Origin of the sequence: Cytobacillus oceanisediminis 2691, from assembly GCF_007678455.1 — a bacterium.
GTDB lineage: Bacteria > Bacillota > Bacilli > Bacillales > Cytobacillaceae > Mesobacillus > Mesobacillus oceanisediminis_A.
Window position 1 is genome coordinate 277059 of record NZ_VEEP01000002.1, and the last position, 14743, is coordinate 291801.

Consider the following 14743-nt stretch of genomic DNA (forward strand, 5'->3'; position numbering starts at 1 on the left):
CGCCAAAAGGACTACAATTGATTTATAAGATTGAAACAATCATAGAGTGGTAATGTATAGGTAGAACCTTTTCAAGGAGTGTTGATAAAGTGAAGGAATTATTGAAAGAATTGATCCTGATTGACAGCTCCACCATGGAAGGGGCCAATCAGGCGGTCGAGTTTTGCAGACAATGGCTGATTGAGCAAGAATTGAAGCCAAGTTTAATCGAGAATAATGGGTACAAAATGCTCGTATGCGAGATTGGCGAAGGCGATAAAACGATTGTTTGGAATGGCCATGTAGATGTTGTCAGCGGGAAAAAGGAGCAGTTCGTCCCCGTTGAGAAGGATGGCAAAATTTATGCCAGAGGCTCAGCCGATATGAAGGCCGGCGTTGCCGCGATGATGTTCGCCATGAAGGAATTACGGGATCAAAAACCTGGTGTGAAAATCCAGCTGCAGATTGTCTCTGATGAAGAAATTGGCGGCCAAAATTGTACAGGCTACCTTGTCGAAAATGGCTATCGCGGAGATTTCGTGATCGCCTCAGAACCGACACAGCTCGGGATTGCCTTGCAGGCAAAAGGCGTCTTAAGACTTGAAGTGGAAGTAACAGGGAAATCTGCTCATGGCAGCCGTCCGTGGGAAGGCGAGAACGCAATCGTCAAAACCTATCAGGTTTACGAAAAACTGCTGGAATTGCCTTTTACCAAAGAAAGCTCGGAGTTTTATCAATCGCCGTCTATTAATCTTGCCATCATCTCAGGCGGTGAAGTTTTCAATAAAGTGCCGGATCGGTGTATCATGTCCCTTGATATCCGTTATCTTCCGGGACAAAAACCTGATACCATCATTCAGCAGATCGAGAGCATTTCCGATGGTAAAGTTACTGTTGGATTAAAAGGTATCCCAGTCGCGACGAAACCAGACGATCCATTCATCACCCAGTTAAAACCCGTCGTGGAAAAGCATATCGATGGTGAAGCCATTCTATTTGGCCAGCACGGAGCAGCAGACACCCAATTTTTCGCAGCCCATGGAATCCCGGCAATCGAGTTCGGGCCAAGTGGTGCGAACTGGCACGGTGACGATGAATTTGTATTGCTGGAATCGGTGGAAAAGTATAAAGAGATTTTAATTGATTATGTAAAATCCTACTAAAAAAGACAGCCACCCGGCTGTCTTTTTATCTGCTAAATCGATATTTCTTTGTCCAAGAATAAAACAATAACCCTAAAACCAAAACAATTTGCAGCAAAAAGACAACCGAATCCCAAAAACGTATGCTGGTCATTGGCTCTGTAAAACCAGGAACCATCATTTCTTTCACCGCGAAAATCATTTGCGGGATGTAATAATAGGCGGTTATGGCGATGGTTAAGAGGACTCCGGCCAGGTAGAAACCCGCATATGTACGGACAAGCCTTTCCTCACCGTCGAAGGTTTCCGTCTGCGGCACCCGCAAAAATGGCAGCCACCGCGCCAGAAAGTTTCGCCCATTTTCCATCAAGTTATAACAACCCGTTTTATTTTCTATCACATAGTAAAGATCCGTTTTCATAAAAACAGCAGCCTGATAGACCAGGCGAATGAATGTATCCAGCACCACCAGCTTAAATAAACCCATTATGAGCGAACCTTCACTTGTAAACATTTGGGCCAGCAACGCAAAGAATAACACAACAGAATCAAAATACATCCCTGCAAGGTAAAGCTTATTGCGCTTTTCAGCCGGCAGCTTCCAGACCTGTGACATGTCCGTTTCCAAAACCACTAAAAAAAGCCGATGCCCGATTTCTATCTTTGCGGGTAGACCTTCTGACCTGACCGCTAGGACATGACCGAATTCGTGGAGGAGGACGAGAACAAATGTAATCACCAGCCATGTAACAATATTCTGCAGCAAGAGATCGAAAGCAAACAGATCTGAGTAGTGCGGGAATAAATTTGGGTTGTATATCATTAACCCCATACTTACAATAAGTAAACTGAGATAAATTTGGGAGCTGGTAGAATTGAAGAATAAACGGCCGAGATTCTCGGGAAGCCAGTTAAAGCCTGGCTGTTCTATTGTGACGGATTCCCTTTTGAATTTCTCGCCATCAAGTTCAGCAACTAGGTTAAGTTGAAGTAACTGGTTTACAAAGTCTAGCAGGTTTATATCTTCATTAGGATGGTCAGAGAACAACAAAAGTTCAATTTCACTGAGCCGTTTCCTTTGTTTGATTAGCTCAATGGCACTAATACAAACTTCGGACATTTCGTAAAATTCACCGGTGCCCTCATCCTCAACAATGTAGTACTGTTTATCTTTCCGTACCTTCAGCGGATACAGGGAAACCACTGATTCGTTGGTCACATTCATGTTTATCACCCTATTTTCCAGACAAAATAAGGGATGAAGAATTACCAACATCCCCTCGCAACATTAACGTGGAATTAATGCACACCACCAACAAGTAGTTTTTATCTTCTTCAACTTGCGTATTTTCATGGTGTCACCTCCTTTAAATTAATGTTTGATTGAATAGGGAGATGGTTTGACCTTTCATATTTAACATGGAATGTAATCCATTCCGGAAAAACCTGTTTGAACAATTCCACCAGGTCAGGATCAAATTGTGTCCCCTGCCCTTCGATAATTCTTTTATATGCCTCTTCAACCGGCATGGCCGATCTATATGATCGTGAGGAAGTCATAGCATCAAAAGCGTCAGCGATAGAAACTATTCTTGCAGGGAACGGTATTTGATCACCTTTGAGCTGTTCAGGGTAGCCCTTGCCATCCCATCTTTCATGATGAGATTTAATAATTTCAATACTATCACCCATGCCATTGACCTTAGCAATTGCACTCGCTCCTACGTCAGGGTGAGTTTTAATGACTTCATATTCTTCTTTTGATAATTTTCCAGGCTTAATTAGTATTGAGTCTGGTATATTTACTTTTCCAATATCATGCAATAAACACGCATGCGAAAAAGATCGAAGTTCCTCTTGTGAAAAGGCACCAGTAGCAGATGCCAGGGAATGTGCATAATAAGCCACTCTTTCACTATGCCCTCTTGTGTATGGATCTTTAAGTTCTATTGTCGCAATAACACCCTTTACAATGCCTGATAATTGATTGTCATACGAAGTAGTAATTGCCTCTATATATCCTTGAAACCTTTTCAATATAATGAACCCTATTAAGGAAAGTGCAATAATAAGAGCAATTGGGAATAACACACCTGTTGTTTGAAGGAAAAGTCCAATAAAAACATATTTAATGATAATTCCTAATGATACAGTCCAATAAAAAATAGAACTCACAAAAATTGGTGCGAAAAGAATAAGAAAAACTTCTACAACATTACCACTTTTATATTCATGACCACTACCATAATATGTAACAGAGTCATTTAAGACCGTTAAAACTAAGTACATAATGACAAAAAAGTATTTAACTCGTGATAGATTAGCCCTTTTAGACATGTACATAACAATAGGAAGTAACAGCATAATAAAGAAATAATAGGAATATCTATAAATTCCAAAAAAATTAATTTCCTGATGCAATATATGTCTTGGGTAAATATAAAAGTAGAAGACATCAAAAGCAACGAAGAGTCCATAGAACAGTGCCAGAAACCACTTTATTGCTCTTCTTTCTTCATAATTCAGGGAGGGATCTTTTAACTTTGTCTGCATTTTATGTACCTCGCAATTTTTATCTAAGGTATACTATCTTTTTCATTCATATCGCCAAAAAAACTTAATAGTTTAATAATCAGAATTAAATCGGTCATAAATGAACAATAAGATCTATATACTAATCGTCAATTATCGACATTTATTTCATTATAAACCAAAAGGACTATTAATTAAAATGGTCCTTTTGGTTTATTAACTGGATATATTTTCTTTATATAAACATAATATGTTAGGGAACTGGTAAATATATGGTAACGTCCGTCCCTTTTCCAAGCTCACTATTAATAATTAAATTACCCCCATGTTCTTCGATAATTTTTTTAGATACCATTAGCCCTAAACCGTTACCACTTTGTTTAGTTGTATAGAAAGGCTCCCCCAACTTAGCAAGTTGGTCTGGCTTAATCCCACACCCTTCATCGATAACCGAGACTTTTATCCCACTATTTTGAGATTCAATTCTAATCGTTACCGTTCCACCTTCGGGCATTGCTTCCATAGCATTCTTAATTAGATTTATAAAGACTTGCTTGAGTTGATTTTCATCACATAAAAGAACTGAAGAAGTTTTAGTATCCAAGATTATATCTATATCCCTTCTCTGGGCGTGTGGGACAATTACCGATAATACATATTGTATAATCTCTTCAAGTTTTTGCGGCTTCTTTATCGCGGTATTCGGTTTTCCGAGAATCAACAAATCATTTACAATAGCATTGATTCTGTCGATTTCATTTAGCATAATTGGATAATATTGTTCGTCACCATTATCCTTTTCCTGTTGCAACTGGGTAAACCCTTTTAAAGAAGATAAAGGATTTTTTATTTCATGTGCGATTGCCGTTGCCATTTGTCCTATGACCGCAAGCTTCTCTTTTTGTCTCATGTCCTCATATATCGAGGTAATTGCAGTAATATATGATTGGAAACGACTAAGTAGAATCCAGGCAATTATACTAATAAACAGGATTAAACCTAGTGCAAACAATACCTTAGCAGATTGGAAAATAAGCCCTATCGTTAGGTACTTAAGAGAGAAACCTAAGGTTATAACCCAAAAGAATCTTTTACTGACAAATATAGGCGAAAACAAAATGAAGTACACTTCTAAAATATGACCACTATTGAACTCTTTGTTACTTCCCCAATAAATCAAAACATTGTTGATTGTATCCAATAATATAAAAGCAGCGAAATACATATATTTTACTTTTTCTGGATAACCTTTTTTAATTATGATGATAGCTGCAGGAAGCAAAAAAAATAAAAGTAAATGAAAATAGAATCCTAACCCTCCATAAGGCAAGCCTGTTTCAACCTTATTAAAATATGGATAGATATAATAAACTATAAAATCATAAGGAACTAATATAATATAAAAAGTCCACAAAAAGAACTTAACTGCTTTTACTTCTTCATAAACTAAAACCGAATTTTTTTTGAATGGTTCCATACGGAATCTCCTTAAATCTTAAAACTTGATAGCCTTATTATAGCAGGATGTGTCATATCTTGTTACTTTTTGTCTAATTTGGCAGAAGATTTTTTAATAAATATTTTTTATAGATTGAAAGGAATCTTTTATAGAATAAATGTGGACCAGGCGATTAATTGCCTGGTCCATCCTGTTTTATGCTGTTTCGCTCAGATTGTATTCATTTAGGATTCCTTCTAGTTTAAGCGCGAGTCCCATGCTGCCCTGGATTTTGAGTTTCCCTGTCATGAAGGCGGCTGTTCCATTCAGCTTGCCCATGATCATTTTCTTGAAGTTTTGATCTGACAGCTTAAGGGTGCAATCTGGAGCTGCTTCTGTTCCTTCTACAACATGTGCCGTTCCGTAAGAGATCAGCAATTGGAATGTTCCGCTGTCATCTCCTGTTATGTCATACTGATATACAGCCTTCATTTTTAGTATTGGCTCTGGTCTTTCATTCATGACCTTCTCGATTTCCTGCCATACTTCTCTGACCGACTTGCTTTCCAACATCCTCGCCACCCCTATCAATCTATTTTTTTCATCATATCCGACTGAACTCCCAAGGGGCAATACGACAATGGCAGTGTTAAAAGAAAATCCCCTACATTCATCGGGTTGCCTTCAACTTAACTACCCGTACTTGCAAAGGCTTTAAGCCCTCTATTCCAAAAAGCATAGGCAATCACACAGCAAACAACCGCAGCAACCGGGGTCCATAGTGCGAATTCTTTATAGCCTGACTTATCGATAAAATAAGCCGCCGGAAAAAATGCGGTGAACCCGTATGGAATAATCCATGTCAGGAACATGCGGATACCCTTATGATAGATCGTCAGCGGATATCTCGCAAAGTCGCTCAGGTTGAAGACGGCCCATACAATAGGAAGACTATCGATCATCCAGAAGCTGAAAGTCGCGAAAAATAAATTAATCGCCACGAAAATCAACCCAGAAGAGATGATCATGATGACCAGCATGGCAATTTCTGTCGCTCCCCAAACAAGGTCAAGCTGTGGAATCGCTGTTCCGAGAATGATCAACCCGATGATCAGCTGGCCAAAGCCATCCTGATGCAGACGATCTGCCACGACATGGAATAGTGGATTGACCGGCCTGATCAGCAGACGGTCGAGTTTCCCCGGTCTTATATACTGCCAGCCAAGCGTCCATAAATTATCAAAGAAAATCTGATGGATCGACCGGCCTGTTGCCGCTATTCCGTATATGAACAATATCTCATAAAACGACCAGCCATTAATCTGTTCAATGTGGTCAAACACTACTTTTACAAAAAAGATCGAAGCGAACTGCTCGAGCATCACTGAGGCGACACCGATCAAAAAGTCAATTCGGTACTCCATCATCACCTTCATATGGCTCTTCGCAAACTCCCAATATAATCTCGTATAACGGCGCATATAATCGCCTCCTAACCTCCAAAAATCGTAATCTGTTTAATCGCCTGCGACCAGATTACCCTTACCAAAACATATAAAGACACGAGCCAAAATAACTGGACGCCCAGTGCCATATAAGCGTCCGTCCCGCTAATGAGGCCTGAGTAAATCGAAACCGGAAGATAGACCATCGCCTGGAACGGCAGGAATTCTGTAATGGTTCTCAGCCAATCCGGGAAAAGCGTGATTGGAACCAGCGCCCCGGAGAAAAACGTAATCAATGATTCCTTCAGCACTCTCACACCCCAGACATTGACCGTCCAGAACGCAAGCACACCGACAAGGAAATCGAAGAATGTACCGATCCAGATGCCCACTAGTGCACTGAGGATAAATAAAATGATCGTCTCAGGTGATTTCGGAAAGCTTAAATCCATAAAGAAGTAAGCAATCAGCACCATCGGCAGTGTCCCCTGGATCAAATACATGATTTTCGAGCCAATATCGACCGCGAACAGTTTAAAAATCATATCGTACGGACGCATCAATTCGATTGCGACCTGGCCGTCCTTAATATTTTCCGCAAGCTCATTGCCAACACCCCCGACAAATCCCTGAAGCATCATCGCAATGACGATATACGTCAGCATCGTCTCAAGGTTGATGTTTTCAATCGTCGTCTGGTTAGCGTAGACCGCCTGCCAGAAGAAGTAAATAATCAACAGCCTCATTACCGCCGAAGCGGTCCCGGCCCAGTACCACGCTGAATAGGCCGTATTCTCCTGCATCCGTCCTTTAGCTATTTGCCAATACTTTCTCATGCTCTCCCCCCTGTTCCTGCTTGTTGTATAGCTCCTCTACGATCGTTTCGATCTTAGGATCCGCAATATTCAAATCACCAATTTCATACATGCCCATCATCTCTGAAATGACGAACGAGCTTTTAACAGCCTCATGGTCAAAAGACAGACTGACCTTCGTTTCTTCTTCATTGGGTAAAATATCTACGTGTCCATTGAGAGTATCTGGCAAAACGAATTTTTCCTTGTCAGCCAGTTCAAAATGGATCACGCGCTTTTGCCCGAATTGCTTTTTGATTTGCTCCAGCCCTCCATCGTACAAAATCGTACCGCCATCAATAATGATGATTCGGTCGCAGATTTCCCCAATATCCTGCATGTCATGTGTAGTCAGCAGCACTGTTGTGCCCCAGCGCTGATTCATTTCTTTGATAAACTTTCTGATTTTCACTTTTACCGCAATATCAAGACCGATCGTCGGCTCATCCAGATAAACAACTTTTGGCCTGTGGAGGAAGGCCGCAGCCAATTCACAGCGCATTTTTTGCCCAAGGGAAAGCTGTCTGACCGGAATGCTGAGCAACGGTTCCAAGTTCAGCACCCCTGTAAACATCGCGATTGTTTCCTGATATTCCTGCTCCGGAATCTCATAAATATGTTTTAACAAATTATAAGATTCACGAACCGGTATATCCCAGAACAGCTGCGTCCGCTGTCCGAAGACCGCCCCGATATTCACCGCATTCTTCTGGCGGTTTTCATACGGCACCAGTCCATTCACTGTCACCTTGCCAGATGTCGGTGTCAGGATTCCCGTCAGCATCTTGATCGTAGTCGACTTCCCTGCGCCATTCGCGCCAATATAGCCAACCGTCTCACCCTGTTCAATCGTAAAATTAATCCCCTTCACCGCATGCTTCGTTTCATACTTCCGGTTAAAAAGCGACTTCACCGCACCCTTAAGACCAGGGTCACGCTTCACCAATTTATATTCCTTTTTTAAATTTTCAACAGTAATCACATTATCACTCTCCAAGAACATACATTCGATTTTCAGGCACAAAAAAACCACAGACATCTGAGTCTATGGTTAGGCAGTTATTTTTCATGACAAAAATAAGCGCTACTACACACAATACAGGCAGGCCGAAGGTAAAACATATGAAATTGTCTTAGTTGCTTGATTCAAATCAATCATTTCGACTGCCTCCCTTTATAATTTCTAGAAAATTATACCTTTAATTCAACGTTTTGTAAATACGCATTAGAAGTTACAGGCATTATTCTTTAGTCAGAACATTACATTCTCAATAAAGAACAAGCGGTCAAAAAAATTTATCCTGCCTGTTCTAAATTATACGCTCTTCCCGTTCGTTCCACTTTGTTCCATTCTTCCTTATTGATAAAATACTGGATTGTTCCATAAATAATAATGTATAAGGATATTAATCTAAAGAATATAAGATCCATTAACAATGTAGTTACAAGGAAACCAATATCTTTACTGCTAAATTTTTGACCATGAGAGGATGCAATTAAGATAGCCATGAGACTATATGATAAATTGACACATAACGAAAATAAAATTAATATAATATAAATATAAGAATAATCATTTGTTAATAGTATAGCTATCAGGCCAATGACTGTTAAGAACGAACACACAACACCCACAAACAGTGCATCAATTAATAGAAAAAATGAAATTGGACTCTTGAATATTGTAACTATAAACTCTTTGGAATATAGAACAATACAGTCTGTGAATGCCTTCTGCCATCTTACTCTTTGTTTAAATAAATCACCCCATTTTTCTGGCACCTCTGTGTAGCATATAGCCTCAGGAATAAAAATAACCTTTAGATTACTTCTTTCATTCTTATACTTTTGAATTTTAATAGTAATATCAATATCTTCCCCGATTGTTTTTCTATATCCTCCTACACTAAGTAGTACATCTCTTTTAAATGCACCAAAAGCTCCTGATATAATGGTTAACGCATCGGCTTTAGAAAGTGATGCTTTATATATATAAAACCCTCTGAAATATTCTAGTATTTGGAGTCTAACAATCGACTTCACCTTTAAACTTGGCTTTAGTGCTCCTTTCTGAAACCTTCTTCCTTGCAGAACATGAACCATGCCTCCAGCAGCTATAAGGTTTGTATCCTGAAAAGCACAATTGATGATAGGCAATGCCTGTTCATCAAGCATACTATCAGCATCAAGGGTAATAACAATCTCGCTACTTGCATATGAAATACCTGCATTCAGTGAGTCCGCTTTCCCTCCATTTTCTTTATCAATAACCAAAACACGCGAATTTTTTTTGGATCTGTAAATCCCTTTAATCGGCCTAAAATCAAGAACACCGTTTCGGTCTTTTAATATTGGTTCTAGAACCAATAATTCCTTCATGAGTTGAAAAGTAAGATCATCTGAACCGTCGTTAATAAATATCATTTCATAATTATTATAGTTTAATCTATCTATCCCATGAATTGCTGTCTGTATTATTGATTGCTCATTATAGCAGGGAATTAGGATGCTAATCGATTTTTCGTTCAAAAAAACTTTCCTCTTTAAATAATACGGTTCCTTTCGGGCAATAAGGGAATTTATTATATGATATAATGGAAATATTAAGCACATACCCAAAATGACAATACTAATAAAATAAATCATCCTTTATTTCTCCTTTTCGTAGATTTTTATATAATCAATTGAAAAGTCTGCTGGAAAAATTGTCTGGGCATCTGGGCTTCCTGGCCAGTTCCCACCAATTGCGAGATTAACAATTAAATACATAGGGACATTAGCATCATAATTTTCAGCTTTGAATACTAGTTGATTATCTACAAACCATCTGATTTCGTGCTTTTCCCACTCAACACTAAATATGTGATCCTCATGTGGATTATTAATACTTTTAGTACCATGTACAGTCTTAAGCTTTCCGTCTTCCCTCCAATGTTGAACAAAATAGGCCTTTTCTGGTTCATGGCCTACTGCCTCAAAAATATCAATCTCTGGCAAGACGTCCTTTTCATCACTTCTAAGCAGCCATATGGCAGGGAATAAGCCTTTGCCAGATGGATAATTAGCTTTCACTTCCACTTTTCCATAGAGAAAATCAAATTTCCCTTTTGTTTGTATTAATCCAGAAGTATAACCGTCTTTTTCTTTAAGTCCCGTTAAATGAAGACGTCCATCACGAACCTTAACATTTTCTGCAGTATACTCCTGCAATTCATTGTTGTAATTTTTCTTTCGGTTTAACACTCCCCACTTCTCTAACTCCACTTTATATCCGGAAAAATTATCCATAAATACAAGTTCCCATCCACTCCCCTCTTTATCATTCGCCGGAACAAAATCGTTCTTAATTAAGGAGTCCACCTTTAAATCTTTCATTTCATATTTTTCAATATTATGTGGTGAAACTTTTTGTGCAATTGGTTCTTCAAACCTTAGAAAACAAAGGATTAGCAGGAAGGACAGAAAAAAAATCTTCTTTTTCATATTATCTTCACACCTTCATATTGTTCATTATAAAGAACATATTGTGAGTATAACGGAAGATGTAACAAAAAGAAAATTTATATTCCCCCAAAAGCACTCAATAAAGAACAAAAACCTTATATTTTCTTCTTAAAACTAACTATTTCTCACTTTTTCGTTTCATAAAAAGAACAAAATGGTATTTGAGTCATTGAATTGGATTAAGCATGCAGGGAATTTCGAAGAGAATATTAAGTAGGCTTTTTAGTTGATATTAAATAACTGGTATTCTGATGTTAAACTAAAGAATTAAAAAACGCGGAGTGATTCACTATGCTGAATCACTCCGCACTTTTTAGGAATATCGTTAATGTTGTTTTATAAACGATCCATATTAAAAGGCTGCCTTTATAAAGACATTCTCCAATATCTAATCCGGGCCATTTTAGAACGAAATGTTCTTTTTTTCAAGATTGAATAATAGTTCTTCGATTGAATTATAATGATGGCTTGGACCAAAAAGTTGAAATACATTCATTTTGCGAAGGATACCGCCAAGGTCCAAATCATTCCCGACAAGATAGAGTGTTTGTCCCCTGTCTTTCAGCTGGTCCCTGAGCTGGATCAGGAGCAGTGCACCGGAAGCATCCACAATCGTTACTTTTTCTATATCTATAACTATATCAGGATTGATATCCGAACTTATAGTCTTGGTTATTAGCTCTGTGGCTCCAAAGTACAGTGGTCCTTCCAGGCTATATACCTTTAAACCATTTTCCGTTTTACTTTGAATTTTAAAGCCTTCCTCACTCATCCGCTTCATGAAAATAAGCGCGCTCATCACAATGCCTACTCCGACCGCAACCATCAGATCAATGGCAACAGTTAAAATCATAGTGACTAACATTACCGCAGCATCGGTCTTCGGCTCATCCTTAAGGATTTTTAAGCTGTCATAATCAAACATCGTAATCCCCGTCATGATTAAAATCCCGGCAAGCACGGCAAGCGGAATCTCCTCAGCTAGCGGACCGAACACGAGCATGAATAGTAGCAAGGCAACACTGTGGACCATAGCGGACAGAGCAGTCTGGCCACCGCTGCGTAAATTCACAACTGAACGGACGGTAGCTCCCGCACCAGGCATCGCGCCGAACAAACCGGCAAGCGTGTTGCCTATCCCCTGGCCGATTAGTTCCTTATTGCTTTTGTGCTTTGTACCGGTCATGTTATCCATGACGATAGAAGTTAAAAGAGAGTCTATAGAACCCAGGACTGCAATACTTAATGCTGCCGGGATCAATTGAATGATCGTGCCTAAGTCTGCAATTGGCAGATGGAACTGAGGGAGCCCTTTTGGAATTTCCCCAATCCTATCTACACTATCAAAGAATATGAAATCATTGATAAATGGCAGCGTAAAATGTACGGCAGGAACCACTTTTTCCAGAAGAATCACTGCTAGTGTGCCTAAGATCAGTGCCATCAGACTTGGCGGGATAACCTTGATCCATTTCATCGCAACAAGCATAAAGACAATCGTTAACAGCACAACCAAAAAGCTGCCTGTCACATACTGCAGCTGCCCCATAATAATAATGATGGCAATCCCGTTCATAAAGCCGCTAACCACCGGTAACGGAATGAATTTTAAATAATTCCCGGCCTTCAGCACCCCAAAGACAATTTGAAATAACCCGCCCATGAATGCGGCAATGAACGCATACTCCAAACCTTGAGTCGCAACAATCCCTGTAAAAATAATCGTAATCGGCCCAGTCGGACCCGTAACCTGGCTCTTCGTCCCGCCAAACAAAGCCGCAAAGAAACCAGTGATGATAGCGCCATACAAACCAATGATAGCACCATCAGAATTACCCGTCGCCTGCATCCCAAAAGCCAATGCCAGCGGCAGCGCAACAACCGAAACCGTAATCCCGGCCAAGAGCTCACGCTTGAGCGTCTGAAACATTTACGATACGCCTTCTTTCTTATACATTTATAAGAAAAATTATACGCCTGTTAAAATGGTTATTGAATATGAAAATAGTAAAAAGAAGTGAACTTTTTAGAAGTGGGGTAAAAAGGAGGCCTTTAAAGTCAAACAAACTGGATCAGCCAGAAGGCATGCAAGCAGAAAACCACTGTATAGGCCAGAGATGCAAATACTGTTAGACCTTTAACCAAAGTTGAACGAGGGACTTTCTCAAATAGGATGAATAATAGAAGGAGAATAGAAAGAGATACCTTTGTGATGATGAATATTAAAGGGCTAATTTCGTTGAAAGTAAGCATCAGCGGATTCAGTTCGGATATGAAGGCATACTTAAGACCAAACCAGGTCAATAGGGTATCACACAAATTTAAGGTTGTTAAATAAAATAATAGGTATACCATTTGGTAGGACCTCCATGTTAGTTCACAGGTATCGAATGTTTCATCCTTGTTTCCACTTTATGGTATGCACAAAAAACTGGTCATTACATACTTAATATTAAAACAGGCCAAAGACTGATTGCCTTCGACCTGTTTTTAAAGGTCGTATCGTTTTCTTCGGAAAAGAAGGTAGCTCATTGTCCCACCCAAGCAAATCAACAAGCCCCCAACGAACAAAAGGTTATAGTTGTTTGTTGCTGTATTTGGCAGCTTGTTTACTATTTCAGGAGTTACAACTGCATCTGTATCGGGATTTCCTTTGTCTGGATCAGGATGGATTTCAGTATTATCTTCTTTTCCTTCCGCGAGAAAGATTATCTCTAACTCTGCAGATGATCCTTGAAATTCATTGCCTAACTCATAAGGCATAGTCACTTGGAAAAATAAATCTTCTTTAGACCCAGCAGCCAGTTCCCTGGGAGATAAACCTTTAAAACCTTTTACCTTACCCTCATAAAGAACAACTGATCCTTGGGAAATCAAAAATTCCAACTCATCTAACAATCCTTTTTTCGACTTTGTTTCCCCCAGTCTGACCGTATACTTAAAATCAAACTGCCCATCATTTGTAACTGTGATATCTCTTGGAATCCAATCACCAGGCTTTAGATTACTGACCTCAAATGAATATCCATGCTGTAAAGTATTAATATCGATATTCTCTTCTGCCTGCACAGTAGTTAAGTTGAAGAATATTATTAGAAGAATAGAGAGTATTATTATTGAAGCTTTCTTCAAGAGTAATTTCATAATTTTACCTCAACTCTTATGATTTAAGAAAAGGTGGGAAATTGCTTTCCCACCTTTTTCTGCTAGTAATTATCTTGCTACGCCAGCACCTTGCTTGCCATCAAATGTCCATTTAAGTTCCAAAGAATCACCTTGGAAGCGGTTTTGATCTTGACCATTATCTACAAATTCATACTGAACATAAAGAGTATCTGTAGTTCCTGCAGCAAGGTTTCCACCATTCTCAGCAAACCAACCGCTCCATAAGTTACCTTCAATTACATCTGGGCTCATATTTTTCAAATCATACAATGTTGTAGACCAGATTGGAGCGTCTAACTTATCAGCATTGATTAAGAAGTTAACTCGAATATGTTTTCCTAAATCTTCATTGTTATTTCCATTCGCATCGTTAATAGTATAATCCGTAAATAAGTCAATAGTAGCAATATCAAGCGAACCTCCATTTACCAACTGGAATGAACGGAGCATAGTATCACCAGGCTTAATATTGTTAACATCAATGATTGTTGTTGGATTAACACTAAGATCCAAAGTACCTGCTGCAAACTTCGCTGTTGCTTCTGCTGAATCGCTGAAGTAAGCAAATGTTCCGCCACCAATTAATGAAATCCCCATTGCTGCAGATGCAATACCCATACCTAATTTCTTTTTCAAACTCATTACAATTTCCTCCTCTTACCCCATTTGGGTATGTATAATTTT

General features: G+C 39.2%; 14 protein-coding genes. 1 reads left to right on the forward strand and 13 read right to left on the reverse strand.

The genetic code is table 11. The annotated features are described in order from the left end of the window. Positions 1–89 precede the first annotated feature (89 nt). A complete protein-coding gene (locus tag FS736_RS04900) occupies positions 90–1142 on the forward strand; it encodes a M20 family metallopeptidase (protein ID WP_222125052.1) in 1053 nt (350 codons plus the stop codon). Between the two features lie 25 nt (positions 1143–1167). On the opposite strand, the gene FS736_RS04905 is transcribed toward FS736_RS04900, so the two are convergent. From FS736_RS04905 to FS736_RS04960, 13 genes are all read right to left on the reverse strand, one after another. After that, a complete protein-coding gene (locus FS736_RS04905; protein ID WP_144475247.1) occupies positions 1168–2346 on the reverse strand; it encodes a hypothetical protein in 1179 nt (392 codons plus the stop codon). A gap of 125 nt (positions 2347–2471) precedes the next feature. Further along, on the reverse strand, positions 2472–3674 hold the full coding sequence (locus FS736_RS04910) for an HD-GYP domain-containing protein (protein ID WP_144475248.1): 1203 nt from the start codon (positions 3672–3674) through the stop codon (positions 2472–2474). Positions 3675–3906: 232 nt separating this feature from the next. Beyond that, positions 3907–5130: an ATP-binding protein gene (locus FS736_RS04915; protein ID WP_144475249.1), complete on the reverse strand. Its 1224-nt coding sequence runs from the start codon at positions 5128–5130 to the stop codon at positions 3907–3909. A 177-nt stretch (positions 5131–5307) separates the two neighbouring features. Continuing rightward, positions 5308–5664, reverse strand: coding sequence for an SCP2 sterol-binding domain-containing protein (locus FS736_RS04920; protein WP_251544684.1), 357 nt, complete (start codon positions 5662–5664; stop codon positions 5308–5310). A gap of 116 nt (positions 5665–5780) precedes the next feature. Then, positions 5781–6572 (reverse strand): ABC transporter permease, encoded by a 792-nt coding sequence (locus FS736_RS04925; protein WP_144475251.1) that lies wholly within the window; start codon positions 6570–6572, stop codon positions 5781–5783. An 11-nt stretch (positions 6573–6583) separates the two neighbouring features. Then, positions 6584–7372 carry an ABC transporter permease gene (locus FS736_RS04930; RefSeq protein WP_144475252.1) on the reverse strand — a complete coding sequence of 263 codons (789 nt, stop codon included), beginning with the start codon at positions 7370–7372 and terminating at the stop codon, positions 6584–6586. Further along, positions 7347–8372, reverse strand: a complete 1026-nt coding sequence (locus tag FS736_RS04935) for an ABC transporter ATP-binding protein (RefSeq protein ID WP_144475253.1) — start codon at positions 8370–8372, stop codon at positions 7347–7349. Before FS736_RS04935 ends, FS736_RS04930 begins: the two co-directional genes overlap by 26 nt. A 314-nt stretch (positions 8373–8686) precedes the next feature. Beyond that, complete coding sequence (locus FS736_RS04940) at positions 8687–9919, reverse strand: glycosyltransferase family 2 protein (protein WP_186326662.1); 1233 nt, start codon at positions 9917–9919, stop codon at positions 8687–8689. Positions 9920–10039: 120 nt separating this feature from the next. Next, positions 10040–10873 carry a glycoside hydrolase family 16 protein gene (locus tag FS736_RS04945; RefSeq protein ID WP_144475255.1) on the reverse strand — a complete coding sequence of 278 codons (834 nt, stop codon included), beginning with the start codon at positions 10871–10873 and terminating at the stop codon, positions 10040–10042. A gap of 424 nt (positions 10874–11297) precedes the next feature. Continuing rightward, positions 11298–12824 carry a SulP family inorganic anion transporter gene (locus FS736_RS04950; RefSeq protein ID WP_144475256.1) on the reverse strand — a complete coding sequence of 509 codons (1527 nt, stop codon included), beginning with the start codon at positions 12822–12824 and terminating at the stop codon, positions 11298–11300. 128 nt (positions 12825–12952) lie between these two features. After that, complete coding sequence (locus FS736_RS25440; protein WP_222125053.1) at positions 12953–13249, reverse strand: DUF5658 family protein; 297 nt, start codon at positions 13247–13249, stop codon at positions 12953–12955. 135 nt (positions 13250–13384) lie between these two features. Next, positions 13385–14038, reverse strand: coding sequence for an LPXTG cell wall anchor domain-containing protein (locus FS736_RS04955; RefSeq protein WP_144475257.1), 654 nt, complete (start codon positions 14036–14038; stop codon positions 13385–13387). Between the two features lie 69 nt (positions 14039–14107). Continuing rightward, a complete protein-coding gene (locus tag FS736_RS04960) occupies positions 14108–14701 on the reverse strand; it encodes a CalY family protein (protein ID WP_144475258.1) in 594 nt (197 codons plus the stop codon). Positions 14702–14743: the final 42 nt, after the last annotated feature.